The sequence below is a fragment of the Dokdonella sp. genome (genome assembly GCF_017744955.1).
Taxonomy (GTDB): Bacteria; Pseudomonadota; Gammaproteobacteria; order Xanthomonadales; family Rhodanobacteraceae; genus Dokdonella_A.
This window is the reverse complement of the sequence record NZ_JAGIAG010000003.1, coordinates 290,735-310,342: the sequence shown is the minus strand read 5'-3', so window position 1 is coordinate 310,342 and position 19,608 is coordinate 290,735. Positions and strand designations below refer to the sequence as shown.

The 19,608-nt window shown below is 68.5% G+C and carries 13 protein-coding genes; 9 read left to right on the top strand and 4 right to left on the bottom strand.

Annotated features, from left to right (window positions below; translation table 11 throughout):
* The first annotated feature begins 18 nt into the window (after positions 1-18).
* The 7 genes from J7520_RS09480 to J7520_RS09450 all read left to right on the top strand — a co-directional run bounded on the left by J7520_RS09480 (position 19) and on the right by J7520_RS09450 (position 12,176).
* Positions 19-4,767 carry a kelch repeat-containing protein gene (locus J7520_RS09480; RefSeq protein ID WP_291187239.1) on the top strand — a complete coding sequence of 1,583 codons (4,749 nt, stop codon included), beginning with the start codon at positions 19-21 and terminating at the stop codon, positions 4,765-4,767.
* A 175-nt stretch (positions 4,768-4,942) separates the two neighbouring features.
* Positions 4,943-5,242, top strand: coding sequence for a helix-turn-helix transcriptional regulator (locus J7520_RS09475; RefSeq protein WP_291187237.1), 300 nt, complete (start codon positions 4,943-4,945; stop codon positions 5,240-5,242).
* Between the two features lie 113 nt (positions 5,243-5,355).
* Positions 5,356-6,481, top strand: a protein-coding gene (prfB, locus tag J7520_RS09470; RefSeq protein WP_291187235.1) for a peptide chain release factor 2 whose coding sequence is annotated in 2 segments (ribosomal slippage) — positions 5,356-5,430 and positions 5,432-6,481 — 1,125 coding nt in all. Because the reading frame shifts where the segments join, the coding sequence is not laid out codon by codon here.
* Between the two features lie 27 nt (positions 6,482-6,508).
* Positions 6,509-7,162: a DUF998 domain-containing protein gene (locus J7520_RS09465; protein WP_291187232.1), complete on the top strand. Its 654-nt coding sequence runs from the start codon at positions 6,509-6,511 to the stop codon at positions 7,160-7,162.
* 17 nt (positions 7,163-7,179) lie between these two features.
* Positions 7,180-8,691 carry a lysine--tRNA ligase gene (gene lysS, locus J7520_RS09460; protein WP_291187229.1) on the top strand — a complete coding sequence of 504 codons (1,512 nt, stop codon included), beginning with the start codon at positions 7,180-7,182 and terminating at the stop codon, positions 8,689-8,691.
* Positions 8,692-8,933: 242 nt separating this feature from the next.
* Positions 8,934-9,986 carry a two-component system response regulator gene (locus J7520_RS09455; RefSeq protein ID WP_291187225.1) on the top strand — a complete coding sequence of 351 codons (1,053 nt, stop codon included), beginning with the start codon at positions 8,934-8,936 and terminating at the stop codon, positions 9,984-9,986.
* Positions 9,987-10,019: 33 nt separating this feature from the next.
* Complete coding sequence (locus J7520_RS09450) at positions 10,020-12,176, top strand: ATP-binding protein (protein ID WP_291187221.1); 2,157 nt, start codon at positions 10,020-10,022, stop codon at positions 12,174-12,176.
* Positions 12,177-12,219: 43 nt separating this feature from the next.
* On the opposite strand, the gene J7520_RS09445 is transcribed toward J7520_RS09450, so the two are convergent.
* Positions 12,220-13,215 carry a crotonase/enoyl-CoA hydratase family protein gene (locus tag J7520_RS09445; RefSeq protein ID WP_291187218.1) on the bottom strand — a complete coding sequence of 332 codons (996 nt, stop codon included), beginning with the start codon at positions 13,213-13,215 and terminating at the stop codon, positions 12,220-12,222.
* A 182-nt stretch (positions 13,216-13,397) separates the two neighbouring features.
* On the opposite strand from J7520_RS09445, the gene J7520_RS09440 reads away from it, so the two are divergent.
* Positions 13,398-13,706: a PilZ domain-containing protein gene (locus tag J7520_RS09440; RefSeq protein WP_291187215.1), complete on the top strand. Its 309-nt coding sequence runs from the start codon at positions 13,398-13,400 to the stop codon at positions 13,704-13,706.
* A gap of 43 nt (positions 13,707-13,749) precedes the next feature.
* Here J7520_RS09440 and J7520_RS09435 read toward each other — a convergent pair whose 3' ends face one another.
* Positions 13,750-15,441: an AMP-binding protein gene (locus J7520_RS09435; RefSeq protein ID WP_291187212.1), complete on the bottom strand. Its 1,692-nt coding sequence runs from the start codon at positions 15,439-15,441 to the stop codon at positions 13,750-13,752.
* A 150-nt stretch (positions 15,442-15,591) separates the two neighbouring features.
* Here J7520_RS09435 and J7520_RS09430 point away from each other — a divergent pair, with 150 nt between their 5' ends.
* Positions 15,592-16,002 carry a nuclear transport factor 2 family protein gene (locus J7520_RS09430; protein ID WP_291187209.1) on the top strand — a complete coding sequence of 137 codons (411 nt, stop codon included), beginning with the start codon at positions 15,592-15,594 and terminating at the stop codon, positions 16,000-16,002.
* Between the two features lie 18 nt (positions 16,003-16,020).
* Here the strand turns inward: J7520_RS09430 and J7520_RS09425 are convergent, their stop codons facing one another.
* Both J7520_RS09425 and acnA read right to left on the bottom strand, forming a co-directional pair.
* A complete protein-coding gene (locus J7520_RS09425) occupies positions 16,021-16,689 on the bottom strand; it encodes a hypothetical protein (RefSeq protein WP_291187206.1) in 669 nt (222 codons plus the stop codon).
* A 133-nt stretch (positions 16,690-16,822) separates the two neighbouring features.
* Entirely contained in the window at positions 16,823-19,570 is a 2,748-nt protein-coding gene (gene acnA, locus J7520_RS09420) for an aconitate hydratase AcnA (protein WP_291187202.1), read from the bottom strand.
* Positions 19,571-19,608: the final 38 nt, after the last annotated feature.

Genomic DNA, 19,608 nt, shown 5'->3' with positions numbered 1-19,608 from the left:
TCACGTCAGGGGGCGAGCATGTTCGGGTCGACGAGGCGCGGTGTCCGCGCACTGGGTGTTGTGCTGTTCGCCGGGTTGCTCGGCGTGTTGTCGACGGGTTCCGCGCTCGCTGCCGGGTTCGCGCCGGCGGCGTCGATGACCGCGCCGCGCCAGTTCCACACGGCGACGCTGCTGACCTCCGGCCAGGTGCTGGTGGCCGGCGGCACCGGCTTCGTCGGCGCCGGCGCCTATGCGGCCACCGAACTCTACGATCCGGCGGCGAACGCCTGGCGAGTGGCCGCCGCGATGTCTGGCGCGCGCCAGTGGCACAGCGCGACGCTGCTGCCGTCGGGCAAAGTGCTGGTCGTCGGTGGTTTCGACTCCGGGTCGGCGCGCGCCGACGCCGAACTCTACGATCCCGTCGCGAACGCCTGGAGTCCGGCCGCCGCGCCGTCGATCCCGCGCTATCGGCACGTGGCCACGCTGCTGCCGTCGGGCCAGGTGCTGGTGACCGGCGGTTACGGTCCCGGCCAGGTGAGGCTGAGCAGCGCCGAGTTGTACGACCCGGCGACCGACCGCTGGAGCGCGGCGGCGTCGCTGGCGAACGGGCGGGTGCAGCACAGCGCGACCCTGCTGCGCTCGGGCCAGGTGCTGGTGATCGGCGGATGGGGCAGCGCCGGCGAGCCGCTGGCGAGTGCGGAACGCTACGATCCGGCCACGAACACATGGGCACCGGCCGGAAATCTGGTGGGTGGCCGCGGCGATCATGCCGCCGCCCAGCTTCCGTCCGGAGAGGTGCTGGTGGTCGGCGGACGGAATCTTCCGGGCGCTCCCGCCGTCACCACGGTGGAGCGCTACGATGCGGCTGCGAACACCTGGCGCCCGGCGGCCTCTTTGCAGACCGCGCGCGCCGGACATGCGGCGAGTCTGCTGCCGTCGGGCCAGGTTCTGGTCGGAGGCGGCAGCAACGCAGGCGGTGCGCTGCTCAGCGCGGAACTTTACGATCCCGCTCTGGACAGCTGGACCGCCGCCGGCTTGGCGGGGAGAACGCGCGCGGCGCACACCGCCACGCTGTTGCCGACCGGACAGATTCTGTACGTCGGCGGCAGCAGCGACGGCACAGCGAGTCTCAGCGCGGCCGAACGCTACGACCCGACCGGCAGTGGCACGATGACCGACGCCGGAGCGGTGCCGGGAGGCAGCAGCAACTTCACGCTCGCCACCATGCTGCCTTCCGGCCGGGCGCTCGTCGTGGGCGAGGACAGCGCGGCGCTGTACGACCCGGACAGCGGCGCCTGGAGCGCGGCCGGCGCGCTGTCGCAATCGCGCTTCTATCCGCAACTGACCGTGCTGCCGTCCGGCCAGGCGTTGCTCACCGGCGGCTCCAACCTGGCCAGCGTCGAGCTGTACGACGAGCGCACGAATCTGTGGACGCCGGCCGCGTCGATGTCCGTCGTGCATCGGGCGCACCAGGCCGTGCTGCTGCGCTCGGGTCACGTGCTCGTCATCGGCGGCTTCAACGCCGGCGGCGACGTCGGCGTCGTCGAGCGCTACGACCCGGCGGCCGACGCCTGGACGACGGTCGCGCCGATGCTGCGCCCGCGGCACTACTTCAGCGCCACGTTGCTGCCCTCCGGCCGCGTGCTGGTCGCCGGCGGATACGTCGGCCAGAGCGTCACCACGGAAACCGAACTGTACGATCCGACGGACGACAGCTGGACGGCGACAGGCTCGCTGAGCTTCGCGCGCAACGGCCATCGCGCCGTGCTGCTGCCGTCGGGCAAGGTGCTGGTGGCCGGCGGCTCCGACGGCGGGCGCAGTCCGGTCGCCAATGCCGAACTGTACGACCCGCAGACGGGCGCGTGGTCGCCGGCGGGAACGATGGCGGCCGGTGCCGACGAACTGTCGCTGACCCTGCTGCCGTCGGGACGTGTCCTGGCCGCCGGCGGGCACAGTGTGTCCGGCGCCACCGTCTTCCACGACCGCACCGAACTGTACGATCCGCAGGCCAACGCCTGGACGGCCAAGGCGTCGCTTGCGACCGCGCGCTCGCAGCACGGCGCCGTGCTGCTGCCTTCCGGAAAGGTGCTGTTCGCCACGGGCGTCAACCGCCTAGGCTTCGTGAACGGTGCCGAGATCTTCGATCCGGGCCTCGCGCCTGTCGCCGCACTGCAGCCGCAGCTCGACGCGGCGAGTGCGTTCCTGTTGCAGACCAGCCAGCTCGCCGCGACGGGCAGCGGTTTCCGGCCGGCGCGCGAGGCCGCCAACGGACGCGCCGACGGCTCGGCGACGAACTACCCGGTGTTCCAGGTGCAGCGCCTGGACAACGCGCAGACGCGCTTCGTCGCCAACGACGGCAGCGTCGCTCTCAGCGATACCGCCTTCACCGGCAGCACGACGGCGCTCGACGGATTCCCGGCCGGTCCGGTGCTCGTGCGCACCTGGGTCAACGGCGTGCCCAGCGCGGCGCGCCACTCCGCGCTGGCCGTGGCGCCGAGCGGCACCTCGACGCCCACGGCGAGCGGCGGCCCGCTGCAGGCCACGGTGAGCTGGACGTTGCGCTACGACGGCGGCGCGCCGGTCACCTATCGGGTCGAGGCGTCCAACGGCGCGACCGCCAGCTGCACCGACCCCTGCACGAGCCTGCCGATCGCCTTGCCGCCGGGCACGTACACGTTCACGGTGACGCCGACCAACATCGCCGGCAGCGGACCGGAATCGGCGGTCAGCAACGTCGCGACGGTGACCACCTCCGACGTCCTCGTCGCCGTCACGCCGCCGGCGAGCGCCACGGCCCACGTGCCGTACACGGTCGCGGTCGACGTCTCGCCGGCTTCGCCGATGGCGCCGGGCGCACCGACGCCGGGCGGCCAGATCGTCGTCGACGACGGCCACGGCGCGAGCTGCACGATCGCGGCGCCCAGCGGCAGTTGCCAGCTGACCTCGATCGTCGCCGGCGCGGCGACGATCGGCGCGAGCTATGCCGGCGATTCGAATTTCAACGCCGGCAGCGGCACGGCGGATCTCGGCGTGGATCCGCCGGTGATTTCGCCGGCGCCGGAGAGTCTGGCGGATGGCGCCGTCGGCATCGCCTATCCGTCGACCGCCTTGAGCGCCAGCGGCGGCACGCCGCCGTACACCTACGCGGTCACCGCCGGCACGCTGCCGGCGGGACTCGTTCTCGTCGACGGCGTCCTCTCCGGAACGCCGAGGGCGGGCGGCAGCTTCGACGTCACGATCACCGCGACCGATGCGCACGGCTTCGGCGGCTCGCGCGACTATCGGCTCGCGATCGCGGCACCGACGCTGAGCCTGTCGCCGGCCGCGCTGCCGCCGGCGAGCGTCGGCAGCGCGTACGGGCAGAGCTTCGCCGCCGGCGGTGGTACCGCGCCGTACGTCTACGAACTGGACTCCGGCAGCTTGCCGAACGGTTTGCAACTGGTCGGCGACACGCTGTCCGGCACGCCGACGGCGAGCGGGAGCTTCACCTTCGTCATTCGCGCGACCGACGGCAGCGGCGGCGACGGCCCGTATTCGGTGACCGGCCAATACGTGCTCGACGTGCGGGTACCGACGATCGTGCTGAGCCCGGCCACCCTGGCCGGCGGCACCGTCGGCGTCGCCTACGCGGGGGCGACGATCACCGCCAGCGGCGGCGTCGCGCCGTACACGTATTCGATTTCCGCCGGCGCGTTGCCCGGCGGACTGACGCTGTCGCCGAGCGGTGCGTTGAGCGGAGCGCCGACCGCCGGCGGCAGCTTCCCGTTCACCGTCGTCGCCGCCGACGCGCTGCAATCGGTCGGCACGCAGTCCTACGTGCTGGACGTCGCGGCGCCCAGCCTGGCGCTGACGCCGGCGACGTTGCCGTCGGCGAGCGCCGGCGTCGCCTACCGCCAGAGCTTCGCGACCCGCGGCGGCACCGCGCCGTATCGCTACGCGCTCGCCGGCGGCGCCTTGCCGGACGGCATGTCGCTCGGCGAAGACGGCGCCTTGAGCGGCACGCCGACAGCGAGCGGAAACTTCGCCTTCCGCGTTCGCGCCACCGACGGCAGCGGCGGCACCGGCCCGTACTCGATCACGCAGGACTACACGCTCGACGTCGCCGCGCCGCAGATCGTGCTGACGCCGGAGAGCCTGCCGAACGCCGCGGTCGGCGTCGCCTATCCGGCGGCGACGATCAGCGCGGCCGGCGGCAGTGCGCCGTACGAGTACGCGGTCAGCGACGGCGCGTTGCCGGAAGGGCTGTCGCTCGATCCGCAAAGCGGCGTGTTGAGCGGCACGCCGACCGCAGCCGGCACGGCGGATTTCGTCGTCGCCGCGACGGACGCGCACGACTTCCGCGGCACGCGCAGCTATCGCGTCGCGATCGCCGCCGCCGGCAGCACGCTCGCGCTGAGCAGTTCGGGCAATCCCAGCCGGCTCGGCGAAGCGGTCACCTTCACCGCGACGTTGAGCCGGGACGCCGACAGGGCGCCAAACGGCACGCCGCCGGATGGCGCGATCACCTTCAGCGAGGGCACGACGACGCTGGCCGTGGTGCCGCTCGACGCGACCGGCTCCGCCGTGTTCTCGACCGCCGAGCTGGCGGCCGGCCGGCACACGATCCTCGCCAGCTATCCGGGCGACGCGAACACCGCACCGGCCAGCGCGACGCTGGTGCAGCAGGTGAGCGGAGCGCCGAGCGCGACGCCGGCCTCGGTGCCGTCGCTCGACGGCTGGGCGGCGCTGCTGCTGGCCGCCGCGCTGGCGGGGCTCGGTCTGTGGCGGCGCTCGTCGAACTGCGGTTGAGCGAACGCGACTCGGGCGGCGCTGGCGCCGCCCGACGCGCGACAGGGGCGGCCCGTCGTCGTCTTGCCGATGCCGGGCGAAAGTGCGCGTTCGACGGCGGAGGAAATTGGCATCCCATAAAGTTCGATTTCATATTATGTGGTTGCCATAACTGTCCGATTCTAGGGTTCGGGGGATGAGCCCCGAAGCCTTGTTGATCCGTCTCGGATACGTCGTCCGCCGTCACCGCGAGCGACTGCAGTTCAGCCAGGAAGGCTTCGCGGACCACATCGGCGTGCATCGCACGTACTACGGCAACATCGAACGCAGCAAGCAGAATCCGACGCTGTGGAACCTGCAGCGCATCGCGCTCGGCCTGAACATGCCGCTGTCGGACCTGCTCGCCGAAGCCGAAGCCCTGGATCTCGATCGCGCGGTGCGCGAACCGCCGGCGCCGCCGCGGCGCGGCCGTCCGCCCGGCAGCCGGTCGCGCTGACTCGACGGCGTCGCCGCGACACGGATGCCGCGTCGAATCGACGTGGCCGCGCTGCGGCGGGAACGCGCGATTTGCTATGCTGCGCGGCCTTTTTTTCCGAAAGCCTGAAGCAGATGATCGAGACCAATCCGATCCATGCGCGCATCGCCGATCTGAAGGAGCGCGTGGCGTCGCTTAGGGGGTATCTTTGACTTCGAGACGAAAGCCGAACGTCTCGAAGAAGTCACCCGCGAACTCGAAAACCCCGACGTCTGGGACAACCCCCAGCGCGCGCAGGACCTCGGCAAGGAACGCGCGCAGCTCGAACGCATCGTCGGCGGCATCCGCAGCCTGACCGACGGGCTCGCCGAAGCCGGCGACCTGCTCGACCTGGCCGCCGCCGAGAACGACGAAGGCACCGCGACGGCGGTCGCCGACGACGTCGAAAAGCTCGCCAAGGACGTCGACCAGCTCGAATTCCAGCGCATGTTCGCCGGCGAGATGGACGGCGCCAACGCGTTCGTCGACATCCAGGCCGGCGCCGGCGGCACCGAGGCGCAGGACTGGGCCGAGATGCTGCTGCGCATGTACCTGCGCTGGGCCGAGGCGCGCGGCTGGAAGACCGAGCTGCTGGAAGCCTCGGCCGGCGAAGTCGCCGGCATCAAGAGCGCCACGTTCCGCGTCGAGGGCGACCACGCCTACGGCTGGCTGAAGACCGAGATCGGCGTGCATCGCCTGGTGCGCAAGTCGCCGTTCGACTCGGACAACCGCCGCCACACCAGCTTCACCTCGGTGTTCGTCTCGCCGGAAGTCGACGACGACATCGACATCGACATCAACCCGGCCGACCTCAAGACCGACGTCTATCGTTCGTCCGGCGCCGGCGGCCAGCACGTCAACAAGACCGAATCGGCGGTGCGCATCACGCACGTGCCGTCGGGCGTCGTCGTCGCCTGCCAGACCGAACGCTCGCAGCACGCCAACCGCGACCGCGCGATGAAGATGCTGAAGGCGAAGCTGTACGAGATCGAGATCCAGAAGCGCAACGCCGAGAAGGACAAGCTGGAGGCGACCAAGTCGGACATCGGCTGGGGCAGCCAGATCCGCAACTACGTGCTCGACCAGTCGCGCATCAAGGATCTGCGCACCGGCATCGAACGCACCGACACGCAGAAGGTGCTCGACGGCGACATCGACGAGTTCGTCGAGGCGAGCCTGAAGGCCGGACTCGACGCCGGCGCCAAGCGCCTCGACGCGTAGTGCCCGGCCGCGCGCTACGCTTGACGCATGAATGCCAGGGAGAGCAGCGGCACCGCCGCGCGCGCGCTCGGCGCCATCGGCCTCGCCGGTGTCGCCGTGTTCGCGCTCGTCTGCGGCGCGGCACAGGTGATGCGTGCCGATCTGGACTGGATCGCGGCGCCGCTCAGCTACTACCTGACCGGCGCTTACGGCGACGGCGTGATCGCGGCGTATCTCGGCCTGTCGGTCGGCCTCGCGGCGATCGGTCTCGGATTCCGCCGTGCGCTGCACGGCAGGGCGCGCAGCGCGGCGCCGTTGCTGCTGTTCCTCGTCGCGGCGATTGCGCTCGCGCTGACCGCGCTCAGCGAGAAGGCCAAGCTGCACGATGCCTCCGGCGCCTGGGCGCTGGTGCACCTGCTCGCCGCGCAGACGACTTTCCTGTGCGTGACGGTCGCGATGCTGCTGCAGTCCTGGCGCGTGCGCTACGACATGTCGTGGCGGCCGCGTTCCACGCCGATGCTGGCGCTCGCCGTGCTCGCGTTCGCGGCCTTGTGGCTCCACGTGCTCGCGCGCGGGCTGCCGCGCGGCGCGAGCCAGAAGATCGTGATCGTGCTGATCCTCGCCTGGCTCGCCTGGGCCTCGTACCGCCTGTGGCACGCGCCGCGCGAGCGCCGCACGCCTTCCTTTCCTCCGCCGCGTTGACCTGAAGCCTTTCGAACATGACCGATTCCGCCGAGTCCCTGCCCGTTGACGAGAACCGCCTGATCGCCGAGCGCCGCGAGAAGCTGCGCGCGCTGCGCGCGCAAGGCGTCGCGTTCCCGAACGATTTCGCGCCCGACGCGTTCGCCGGCGACCTGCACGTGGAGTTCGAAGGCAAACCGGCCGAGGAGGTCGAGGCCGCCGCGCGCGAGGTGAAGGTGTCCGGCCGCATCATGAGCCGGCGCGACACCGGCAAGCTCGCCTTCGTGCACGTGCAGGACGCGACCGGCCGCATCCAGCTGTTCATCCAGATCAACGCGGTCGGCGAGGACACCTACAAGGCGTTCAAGGGCTGGGACATCGGCGACATCGTCGGCGCCGAAGGCCGCATGATGCGCACGAAAACCGGCGAACTTTCGGTAAAAGTGCACAAATTGCGTCTTCTGGCGAAGTCGCTGCGGCCGCTGCCGGACAAGTGGCACGGCCTGGCCGACGTCGAGCAGCGCTATCGCCAGCGCTACGTCGACCTGATCGTGACGGAGGAGTCGCGGCGCGTGTTCGCGCTGCGCTCGGCGATGATCCGGCACATCCGGCAGTGGCTGGAAGCGCCGTCGCGCCGCTTCATGGAAGTGGAGACGCCGATGATGCACCCGATCCCGGGCGGCGCCACGGCCAAGCCGTTCGTGACGCACCACAACGCGCTCGATCTGCAGATGTACCTGCGCGTGGCGCCGGAGCTGTATCTGAAGCGGCTGGTCGTCGGCGGCTTCGAGCGCGTCTACGAGATCAACCGCAACTTCCGCAACGAGGGCGTGTCGACGCGGCACAACCCCGAGTTCACGATGCTCGAGCTGTACCAGGCCTACGCCACCTACGACGAGATCATGGACCTGACCGAGGGCATGATCCGCGACACCGCGCAGGCGACGCTCGGCCGCACCGCGCTGACCTGGGAAGGGCGCGACATCGACCTCGGCCCGCCGTTCCGGCGCTGGGCGATGGCCGAGGCGGTGCGCCATCACAATCCGGAGATCGGCGAGCACGAGCTGCGCGACCGCGCCGCGCTGGCGCGCCACGCCGAGCGGCTCGGCCTGCACGTGAAGAAGGACTACGGCTGGGGCAAGCTGCTGCTGGAGATCTTCGAGGCGACGGTCGAAGGCACGCTGATCCAGCCGACCTTCATCACGCACTATCCGACCGAGGTCTCGCCGCTGTCGCGCGCGCGCGACGACGACGCGGAAGTCACCGACCGCTTCGAGCTGTTCGTCGGCGCCAAGGAACTGGCGAACGGGTTTTCCGAGCTGAACGACCCGGAAGACCAGGCGCAGCGCTTCCTCGCCCAGGTGCAGGCCAAGGACGCCGGCGACGACGAGGCGATGCACTACGACGCCGACTACATCCGCGCGCTGGAGTACGGCATGCCGCCGACCGGCGGCCTCGGCGTCGGCATCGACCGTCTGGTCATGCTGTTCGCCGACGTACCGTCGATCCGCGACGTGCTGCTGTTTCCGTACATGCGTCCGGAGGCGTGATTCCCGCGCGTCTGTTGAAGCGGCGCCGCACGTCGACGCGCACACTGCAAAATGCTGCAACGGCCGTGTGCCGCCGAACGGTTGTGTTAGCCTACCCGACCGGAGCCAGGAACCCCTGTCCACATCGCCGGCGTCCGTTGCAGTCTGGAAGTGAGCGACACGAGCGTACCGGCATCCGACCGACGGACTGGTTCGAAGGGATGGGAACGGGACGGGCCTGAACCAGACCGCGGAGTGTTCGCGTGAATGTCCTTATCGTCGATGACCAGCCTTCCGCACGCACGATGCTGCGGCACGTCGTCGAGGCGATCGGTCCGGGCGTGCGCGCCGCGGACTTCGGCAGCCCCGTGGAGGCGCTGCGCTGGTCCGAGGGAAACATCACCGACCTGGTCCTGCTCGATTTCCGCATGCCGGAGATGGACGGGCTGGAGTTCGCACGCCGGTTTCGCCGCTCCTTGTCACGTCGTGACGTTCCGATCGTCCTGATCAGCGTGGTCGGCGACGAGCCGGTGCGCCAGGCGGCGCTCGAGGCCGGCGTGATCGATTTCCTGGTCAAGCCGGTGCGGCCGCGCGAGCTGCGCACGCGCTGCAAGAATTTGTTGCAATTGCGCCAGCAGGGCGAATCGATCAAGGAGCGCGCGCGTTCGCTGGAAAGCCGCGTGCTGGAAAGCCTGCACGAAGTGGAACAGCGCGAGCGCGAGACGCTGTACCGGTTGGCCAAGGCGATCGAATATCGCGATCTGGGCACCGGCATCCACCTGCTGCGCATGTCGCACTACGCCGAGGTAATCGCCGAGGCGCTCGGCATGCCGGACGAGGAGACGCGGATCCTGACCTCGGCCGCGCCGCTGCACGACATCGGCAAGATCGGCATCCCGGACTCGGTGCTGCTCAAGCGCGGCAGCCTGACCGACGAGGAATTCGCGGTCATGCGCCGGCATCCGCTGATCGGCTACGAGATCCTGCGCGACAGCCGCAGCCGTTTCGTGCAGATGGGTGCCCTGATCGCGCTGCGCCACCACGAGCGCTGGGACGGCAGCGGCTATCCGGACGGCCTCAAGGGTGACGCGATCCCGCTGCCGGCACGCATCGTCGCCGTCGCCGACGTCTTCGACGCGCTGACCTCGGTGCGTCCGTACAAGCCGGCCTGGAGCTCGGAGGAAGCGCTGGACTACCTCAAGGCGAACCGTGGCACGCTTTTTGATCCCGCTTGTGTCGATGTCGTCGTCAGCCACCAGGCGCGGATTCTCGAAATCCTGCACGCCAAGCTGGCGCCGCCAGGGCTCGGTGTTTGAGGCGGTTCGCACGTCTTGCGGGAACGAAGCTCGATGACCAGTCTTCTAGCCACGATCAAGGCGCGCTACTCCAGGCGGCCTGACAGCGAGCACGAGCAGGCGATCATCCGGCTGTGCATCCTCGCGATCATCCTGCTGTACCTGCTCGGCGTGGGCAGCGTCACCGGTTTCCACGACGTCGCGCTGACCAAGGTCTTGAAACTGGTCGCGCTCGAATCCCTGGCCGGCGCCGCGATCATGGTCGCGATCGCGCTGAATCCGGGCGTGTCCTACGCGCGGCGCGTGTTCGGCATGATCGTCGACTTCACGATGATGGCGTCGGCGATGTACCTGATGGGTGCGAACCTGGCGCCGGTCTACGTCGTGCACCTGTGGGTCACGATCGGCAACGGCCTACGCTTCGGCCCGCGCTTCCTGTTCATCGCGGTCGCGCTGGCCAGCCTGTCGTTCCTGCCGGTGGTGCTGTTCACGCCGTACTGGCAGCAGAACCAGCCGCTCGCCTGGGGCCTCCTGCTCGGCCTGATCGCGATCCCGGCCTACCTGACCTCGCTGCTGCGCATGCTGACGCGCGTGACCGAGGAAGCGCGCCGCGCGAACGAGGCGAAGAGCCGCTTCCTGGCCAACATGAGCCACGAGCTGCGCACGCCGCTGAACGGCGTGGTCGGCATGTCGCAGGTGCTGTCGACGACCACGTTGACGCGCGAGCAGCGCGAATGCGCCGACGTCATCCAGACCTCGGCCAACACCCTGCTCAGCCTGATCGAGGACGTGCTCGACATCTCCGCGATCGAGGCCGGCAAGCTGAAGTGCGTCGAAGCGGACTTCCGCATGACCGACCTGCTGAGCGGCGTGCAGGTCATGCTGCAGCCGGCGGCCGGCAGCAAGGCCATCGCCTTCGAGGTCAAGGTCGCGCAGGGCGTGCCGAACATGGTGCACGGCGACGGCGACCACCTGCGGCAGATCCTCGTCAACCTGGTGTCGAACGCGATCAAGTTCACCGAGCGCGGCGGCGTATGGCTGTCGGTCGAGCGCATCAACCCGGCTTCCGAGCCGAACGCGATGTTGCGCTTCTCGGTGAAGGACACCGGCATCGGCATTCCGGTCGAGGCGCAGATGCGCATCTTCCGCGCGTTCGAGCAGGCCGAAGGCGGCCAGGGGCGCCGCTTCGGCGGCAGCGGGCTCGGCACCACGATCGCCAAGTCGCTGACCGAACTGCTCGGCGGCCGCATCGGCTTCGAGAGCATCGAAGGGCAGGGCTCGCGCTTCTGGGTCGAGATCCCGTTCCGCACGGTCCACGTGCCGGAGGAGAGCGGCGCCGGCGAGGCGCGCGGCGGCGCCAACGTCATCGCCTTCGACGATCCGTTCGTGCGGCATCGCGCGCGCGTGCGGTCGATGCGCCTGCTGATCGCCGACGACCAGCCGGCGAACATCATCGTGCTGACGCGTCTCCTGGAGAAGGCGGGGCATCGCACGCACATCGTGCGCAACGGCAACGACGCGCTCGGCGCGATCGAGAACGAGCGCTTCGACGCGGTGATCATCGACCTGCACATGCCGGGCCTGAGCGGCCTGGACGTGCTCAAGCAGGCGCGGGTGATGCAGGCGGGCCAGGAGCTGACGCCGTTCGTGGTGTTCAGCGCCGACGCGACCGCCGATACCGTCAAGGATTGCGAGCAGGCCGGCGCGCGCGCGTTCCTGACCAAGCCGATCGTGGTCGGGAAGCTGCTGGAAACGCTCACCGACATCGCGCTGGGGCGCACCGAAGGCGATTCGAGGGCGTTGCAGGCCGCGTCGATGCCGCTGGCGGACGTGGACGCGCCGATCTCCCGCGCGGTGCTCGAAGAGCTGGCGGAACTGCAGCTCGGCGGCGGCTTCGTCGGCCTGTTCGTCGACGAATGCCTGCGCGACGCGCTGAAGGCGATCAGCGACATGGACAAGAGCGGCGCGAACGCGCAGTGGGACGCGTTCCGCGACCAGTGTCACGCACTCAAAGGGGTGGCCGGAAACGTGGGGGCGTCACGGCTGGCGGCGGCGGCATCGGAAACGATGAAGCTGGCGAACTGGCAGCTGCCGAAGGAATGGGGAAAGCGGGTGGCTCATCTGCGCGAGCAGTTCGAACTGGCGCGCACCGCGCTCAAATCCTCCGATTTGCTCAGGCGCGAAGGGCTCGAACCGGATCAAGCGCATTGATCCGGCCCGTGCACCGTACGTGTCCCGGCTCCGCCTAGGCCGACTACAAGGCAGCGGCGTGCGCGGTGTCGAGTTCGGACGCTTCGCGCGGAGTGTCGATCACGGTCGGCCGCTTCTGCTGCGCGCGGACGAGGCGTTCCATCGTGCGCAGGGACTTTTCGCCCAGCTGCATCGCGGTGTCGACCCACACTTCGGTGATCTGCATCAGCTCGGCGAGCGAGATCGGATTACGGGCCTGGCGCACGCGATTCATGGCGGTTCGAGCGTTGGCGATGCGTTGATTGCGGCGAATCACGTCGTGCACGGCCTGCACGCCTTCACCCTTGGGAACCAGTACGTCCACGATGCCAAGACGATGCAGTTCATCACTCGAATAGATCGTTCCGTTCAGCATCATCTGCTCGGCGAAGTGGGGACTGACCCGCTGGCAGAGGAACGAGTACGCGCCCATGCCGGGGAACAGGTCGAACAGCACTTCGGGGAAGCCCATGCCGACGCCGCTCTCGGCGACGATGGTCTGGCACGACAGGGCGAGTTCGAGGCCGCCGCCGAGCGCGTCACCCTGGACCAGGGCGATCGAATGGACGTTGCGGTTGAGTCCGACGTGGATCTCGTGCACGCCCTCGACGCACAGGCGCGCGTAGGCGAGCAGGTGCTCGCGGTTGCGCTCGCGGATCAGCCGGCAGAAGAGGTCCAGGTCGCCGCCGAGATTGTAAACATTTGCTTCGGACGCCATCACCAGGTGGGTCAGGCTCGGGCCGGCATTGGTCGCGCGCAGGGTCAGGCGGTCGGCGGTGCGCTTCAGGTACTCGCGCATTTCCTTCATCAGCGCGACGGAAAAACACGCGCGGTAGCCGGTGTCGCGCGGAAACCGGTGCGAGTGCATGTAGCACCAATGCGTATTGGCGGCCAGATCTTCCTGCGTACGCAGCAGGCGGTAGTTGGTATCACGATGCAGTATTTCGACGGCGGTCATGGCATTACCCTCAGGACAGGACGCCGCTCTACGATCGCAGGCCGAGCGGCAAACGCTCTGCACCCCTCCAGAGCCCCCGGAGATGGGACGATCCGGGCCAGTTTATCCCAAGTTCAGCAAGGGTTTGTCGACGAGGTAGCATTCACGAGGTCCACTCCGGTACCGCTTGCGCGGCCCCGCCGGGTGCGTCCCAAGGAGGAGAAATGACGGGAGAGTCGAACCGCGTTCCCAGCCGGCCGGCGCGGATGCCGATCCGATCGGCGATCCTGATGAGCCGCGGCGGCAACGCCTGGAGCAGCGAAATCGAGGACATCTCGGCCACCGGGGTGCTGGTGCTGCGGCCGGAAGGCTGGAGCGGGCAGATCGGGGATCGCTACGTGCTGGACATGCTGATCGGCGATTCGCTCGACATCCACGTCGAGGCGCGGCTGGCGCGCATCGCCGAGGATTGCATCGGATTCGCCTACGAGCGCATCCCCGAAGACCGGGAAACGGCGTTGTGGAGCCTGCTCGGCGACTACGCCGACCGGCTGGAACCCTACTCGGCGACCTGAGCCGCCGCCGGATCTTCCGCCGGACCGACGGCTTTCCGCCGACTCAGGCGGACGCGGCGGGCGCGGCCGGGTCGCGCAGCTCGCGACGCAGGATCTTGCCGACGTTGGTCTTCGGCAGCGACTCGCGGAACTCGATCGCCTTCGGCAGCTTGTAGCCGGTCAGGTTCGCCTTGCAGTGCTCGCGGATCATCTCGGCGGTGAGATTCGGATCCTTCTTCACCACCACCAGCTTGACCGCCTCGCCGGACTTCTCGTCCGGAATGCCGACCGCGGCGACCTCGAGCACGCCCGGCATCTGCGCGACGACGTCTTCCACTTCGTTCGGATAGACGTTGAAGCCGGACACCAGGATCATGTCCTTCTTGCGGTCGACGATGTAGACGAAGCCGTTCTCGTCGATGCGCGCGATGTCGCCGGTGCGCAGCCAGCCGTCAGCGGAGAGCACCTTGGCGGTCTCCTCCGGCCGCTTCCAGTAGCCCTTCATGACCTGCGGTCCGCGCACGCACAGTTCGCCGGTCTCGCCGTTCGGCAGCGTGTTGCCGTCGTCGTCGCGGATCGACACGTCGGTCGACGGGATCGGCAGGCCGATCGAGCCGTTGTACTCGGGAATGTCGAGCGGATTGATGCAGACGGCGGGGCAGGTTTCGGTCAGGCCGTAGGCCTCGGCCAGCGTGCTGCCGGTGACCTTCTTCCAGCGGTCGGCGACCGCGCGCTGCACGGCCATGCCGCCGCCGAGGGTCAGGTGCAGCTTGGAGAAGTCGACCTGGTCGAAGCCGGGCGTGTTGAGCAGTCCGGCGAACAGCGTGTTGACGCCGGTCAGCGCGGTGAAGCGCGCCGAGCGGATCGCGGCGACGAAGGCCGGCATGTCGCGCGGATTGGTGATCAGGTGGTTGTAGCCGCCGACGCGCGCGAACACCAGGAAGTTCGCCGTCAACGCGAAGATGTGATACAGCGGCAGCGCGGTGACGACGACTTCCTCGCCCTCGTGCATGTTCGGACTGATCCAGGCGTAGGCCTGGAGCATGTTCGCCACCATGTTGCGATGGGTCAGCATCGCGCCCTTGGCGACGCCGGTGGTGCCGCCGGTGTACTGCAGGAAGGCGAGATCGTCGGGGCCGACGTCGGTCTTCGGCGCGCTGCCGCGCGCGCCGCGCGCCAGTGCATCGTTGAAGCGGATCGCGTGCGGGATCGAGTAGGCCGGCACCATCTTCTTCACGTAGCGCACGACCAGATTGGTGATCAGCGACTTCGGGAAGCCGAGCAGGTCGCCGATGCCGGTGGTGATCACGTGCTTGCAGGCCGTGCCCGGAACGACGTCGGCCACCGTCTTGGCGAAGTTGTCGAGCACGACGATCGCGCTGGCGCCGGAGTCGTCGAGCTGATGCTTCAGCTCGCGCGCGGTGTACATCGGATTGGTGTTGACGACGGTCAGGCCCGCACGCAGCACGCCCATGATCGCGATCGGGTACTGCAGCAGATTCGGCATCATCAGCGCGACGCGGTCGCCCTTGGCGAGCTTCAGGTCGTTGCGCAAGAACGAGGCGAACTGGGCGCTGAGCCGGTCGAGGTCGTCGTAGGTGATCGACTTGCCCATGTTGACGAACGCGGGCCGGTGCCGGAAGCGATCGCAGCTTTCCTCGAGCAGCGCGGCGACCGAGCGGTACTGGCCGGGGTCGATCTCGGCGGCGATGCCTTTCGGATAGCTGGCCAGCCAAGGACGTTCGTCGATCGTCATGCTCTCCCCCATAATGGATGTTCGCGTCAAGCCGGTCATTCGCCGTACGGCAGGGTTTGGAGCGATTGCAGCACAACGTCGGAAGCAGCGGCAAGCCGCATTGCAGCGACGTGACGACGGCTCTGGAGCGATCTTCCGATGCGGATGGTGATGGCGTTTGTGCTGCTCTCGACGCTCGCCGCGTGCGCGCGCGTCCCCGACGCCAAGGCGATCCGCTCGACGATCCAGGCGATGGCCGCGGCGGCGGAAGCCAGGCGCACCGGCGAGGTGCTCGACCACGTCGCGGCCGACTTCACCGGCAACGGCGGTGAGTTCGATCGGTCCGCCCTGGAGCGCCTGCTGCGCGCGCGCGTGCTGGCGGCGCAATCCCTCGGCGTATCGATCGGCGACGTCGAGGTCGAACTCGACGGCAGCCGCGCGATCGCACGGTTCGACGTGACGTTGACGGACGGATCGGGACGCTGGCTGCCCGACCGTCGCGCGGTGCTGCGCATGACCACCGGCTGGCGCCGCGAGGGGCGCGGCTGGCTGTGCTACAACGCGAACTGGGCTCAGCGCTGAAGTTCGGGTGTCGGCGGCTCATCGCCATTCGCACCAGCTTGCGAGCATTCGCGACGAATCGGGCACGTGGCCACGCAGACGATGTTCCACCGATCGAAATGTGCAACGAAGTCCGAACGGCAACGTCTTCCAATAGGTCGCCTGCCAGGGGCGCAATTCGCCGAGCGTCATCGATCCCGTCTCGATCACCTGTTCGGTGGCTTGCGCCCGCAAGTACTTGTCGAGCCACTGCCAGTCTGACGTTTCGAGGGTATAGCTGCGTTCGAAGGTCGAGCCGTCCTGCGGGAATTCGCAACTGGATGTGAGGTATTTCTCCCATCGTGGGCGTGCGAATGCCTCCCAGGCGGCACCGCCCTCCACCGTGAGCCAGTAATGCACGGTGTCCAGGCCCCGGCCGCGCTCCCGAAGGAATGCGGCAATCTCGTCGGCATCGGGTTCGGAAAAAGGAACCGACTCGCCTGCGAGCGGGCGGCCGAATTGGATCCAGCCGTTGCGCCTGACGTGCAGCAGGGTATCGACCAGCGCCTGGAAATCCAGGCCGTGCCCATGCCGATTCAGGCAGATGTCGATCGTGTTCATCGCGCCGCCGGGAGCCCATTCGGGCAAGGCGAGCAGGGGAAGCGGAATGCTGTATTCAACGGAACTGGCGAGCAACCAGAATTCGCCGCGATTGAAGCGCTGCGTCATTCGTGCTGGCCGTATCGATGCGGCCGAGCGATGGAAGACGCAGCGATCCTAGCACGTCGAAGCGAGCGCTCGAAAACGGAAACGGCGCGGTCTCCCGCGCCGTTTCGTTTCCTGCCGACGGTGGTGACGGCACTTATGCCGCCTTCTTTCCGGCCAGCTGCCGCAGCACGTACTGCAGGATGCCGCCGTGGCGGAAGAACTCGCGCTCCTTCGGCGTCAGCAGCAGCACCTTGACCGTGAAGGTCTTCTTGCTGCCGTCGGCGGCGGTCGCGGTGACCTCGGCTTCCTTCGACTCGCCGTCCTTCAGGCCGGTGATGTCGAAGGTCTCCGTGCCGGTCAGGCCGAGTTCCTTCGCGTTCTGGCCGTGCAGGAACTGGCACGGCAGCACGCCCATGCCGACCAGGTTCGAGCGGTGGATGCGCTCGAAGCTCTCGGCGATGACCGCCTTCACGCCGAGCAGCAAGGTGCCTTTCGCGGCCCAGTCGCGCGAGGAGCCGGTGCCGTATTCCTTGCCGGCGAGCACGACCAGTGGCGTGTTGGTCGCCTTGTACTTCATCGCCGCGTCGTAGATCGCCATCTGCTCGCCGCTCGGCACGTGCAGCGTGTAGCCGCCCTCGACGCCGTCGAGCATCAGGTTCTTGATGCGGATGTTGGCGAAGGTGCCGCGCACCATCACGTCGTCGTTGCCGCGGCGCGAGCCGTAGGAGTTGAAATCCTTCGGTTCCACGCCCCTGCCGATCAGGAAGCGGCCGGCCGGCGAATCCTTCTTGATCGAGCCCGCCGGCGAGATGTGGTCGGTGGTGATCGAGTCGCCGAACAGGCCGAGCACGCGCGCGCCGTGGATGTCGTCGATGGTGCCCGGGTTGGCGCTCATGCCGTCGAAGTAGGGCGGGTTCTTGATGTAGGTCGAGTCGCTCCACACGTAGCGCGCGCCGTCCGGCGAGGCGATCGCGTTCCAGCGGCTGTCGCCCTTGAACACGTCGGCGTAGTTCTTCTCGAACATCTGCGGGTTGATCGCGCCGGCGATGGTGTCGGAGATCTCCTGGTTGCTCGGCCAGATGTCCTTCAGATACACCGGCTGGCCGTCGCTGCCGATGCCGACCGGATCGGTTTCGAGGTTGATGTCGAGCGTGCCGGCCAGCGCGTAGGCGACCACCAGCGGCGGCGAGGCGAGGTAGTTCATCTTCACCTCGGGATGCACGCGGCCTTCGAAGTTGCGGTTGCCCGACAGCACCGAAGCGACCACCAGATCGCCCTCGGCGATGCCCTTGCTGATCTCGACCGGCAGCGGGCCGGAGTTGCCGATGCAGGTGGTGCAGCCGTAGCCGACCAGGTAGAAGCCGACCTTCTCCAGTTCCTCGAGCAGGCCGGTCTTCTTGAGGTAGTCGGTGACGACCAGCGAGCCCGGTCCGAGCGACGGCTTGACCCACGGCTTGGAGGTCAGGCCGCGCGCGGCCGCCTTCTTCGCGACGAGGCCGGCGGCCAGCATCACGGCCGGGTTGGACGTATTGGTGCAGGAGGTGATCGCGGCGATCACGACCGCGCCGTCCTTCAACTGGAACTTGGCGCCGTTCAACTCGACGTGCGGACCTTCGCCGCAGGCGCTTTCGTCGCGGCCGACCGCGGTCGCGCCGCCTTCGTTGGCGAAGCGCTCGATCGTCGTCGGCAGCGGCTTGCGGTTCGCCGTCAGGCCTCCGAGCGCGTCGTGGAAGCTCTTCTTCACGCCGCCGAGCAGCACGCGGTCCTGCGGGCGCTTCGGACCGGCCAGCGACGGCTTCACGTCGGCGAGGTTCAGTTCCAGCGTCGCCGAGAAGTCGGCGTGCGGCGTGCTGTCGTCGTGCCACAGGCCCTGCGCCTTCGCATAGGCCTCGACCAGGCGGATCTGCGCCTCGTCGCGACCGGACAGGCGCAGGTAGTTCAGCGCTTCCTGGTCGATCGGGAAGATGCCGCAGGTGGCGCCGTATTCCGGCGCCATGTTGGCGATCGTCGCGCGGTCGGCCAGCGGCAGGTGCTTGAGGCCGTCGCCGTAGAACTCGACGAACTTGCCGACCACGCCGAGCGTGCGCAGCATCTGCGTCACGGTCAGCACCAGGTCGGTCGCGGTCACGCCTTCCGGCAGCTTGCCGCTCAGCTTGAAGCCGACCACCTGCGGAATCAGCATCGAGGAGGGCTGGCCGAGCATCGCGGCCTCGGCCTCGATGCCGCCGACGCCCCAGCCGAGCACGCCGAGGCCGTTGATCATCGTGGTGTGCGAGTCGGTGCCGAACACGGTGTCCGGGTAGGCCCACTGGCTGCCGTCCTTCTCGGCCGTGAACACGACGCGCGCGAGGTGTTCCAGGTTGACCTGGTGCACGATGCCGGTGCGCGGCGGCACCACCTTGAAGTTGTTGAACGCCTTCTGACCCCAGCGCAGGAAGGCGTAGCGTTCCTGGTTGCGCTCGAACTCGATCTCGACGTTGGTTTCCAGCGCGGACTCGGAACCGAACGCGTCCACCTGCACCGAGTGGTCGATGACCAGTTCGGCCGGCGCCAGCGGGTTGATGCGCGTCGCGTCGCCGCCGAGCTTGACCACCGCATCGCGCATCGCGGCGAGGTCGACCACGCACGGCACGCCGGTGAAGTCCTGCAGCACCACGCGCGCCGGCATGAAGGAAATCTCGGTGTCGGGCTCCTTCTTCGCGTCCCAGTTCGCCACCGCCTCGATTTCCTTGGCGGTCACGTTGACGCCGTCCTCGTGGCGCAGCAGGTTCTCGAGCAGGATCTTCATCGAATACGGCAGGCGCTTCAGGTCGAAGCGCTGGCCGAGCTTGGCGAGGCTGGAGAACGTGTAGCGCTGGCCGTTGACCTCGAAAACGTCCCGGGTCGAGAACGTGTCTGTCATTGCTGAATCTCCTTGGCTGGCATTCGCTCGCGGCCGCG

What these genes read in the sequence shown, in the direction of transcription:
- J7520_RS09480 (WP_291187239.1), top strand. Translation starts at nt 19, where the DNA reads ATGTTCGGGTCGACGAGGCGCGGTGTCCGCGCACTGGGTGTTGTGCTG.
- J7520_RS09475 (WP_291187237.1), top strand. Translation starts at nt 4,943, where the DNA reads ATGAGCCCCGAAGCCTTGTTGATCCGTCTCGGATACGTCGTCCGCCGT.
- J7520_RS09465 (WP_291187232.1), top strand. Translation starts at nt 6,509, where the DNA reads ATGAATGCCAGGGAGAGCAGCGGCACCGCCGCGCGCGCGCTCGGCGCC.
- lysS (WP_291187229.1), top strand. Translation starts at nt 7,180, where the DNA reads ATGACCGATTCCGCCGAGTCCCTGCCCGTTGACGAGAACCGCCTGATC.
- J7520_RS09450 (WP_291187221.1), top strand. Translation starts at nt 10,020, where the DNA reads ATGACCAGTCTTCTAGCCACGATCAAGGCGCGCTACTCCAGGCGGCCT.
- J7520_RS09440 (WP_291187215.1), top strand. Translation starts at nt 13,398, where the DNA reads ATGCCGATCCGATCGGCGATCCTGATGAGCCGCGGCGGCAACGCCTGG.
- J7520_RS09435 (WP_291187212.1), bottom strand. Translation starts at nt 15,441, where the DNA reads ATGACGATCGACGAACGTCCTTGGCTGGCCAGCTATCCGAAAGGCATC.
- J7520_RS09430 (WP_291187209.1), top strand. Translation starts at nt 15,592, where the DNA reads ATGGCGTTTGTGCTGCTCTCGACGCTCGCCGCGTGCGCGCGCGTCCCC.
- J7520_RS09425 (WP_291187206.1), bottom strand. Translation starts at nt 16,689, where the DNA reads ATGACGCAGCGCTTCAATCGCGGCGAATTCTGGTTGCTCGCCAGTTCC.
- acnA (WP_291187202.1), bottom strand. Translation starts at nt 19,570, where the DNA reads ATGACAGACACGTTCTCGACCCGGGACGTTTTCGAGGTCAACGGCCAG.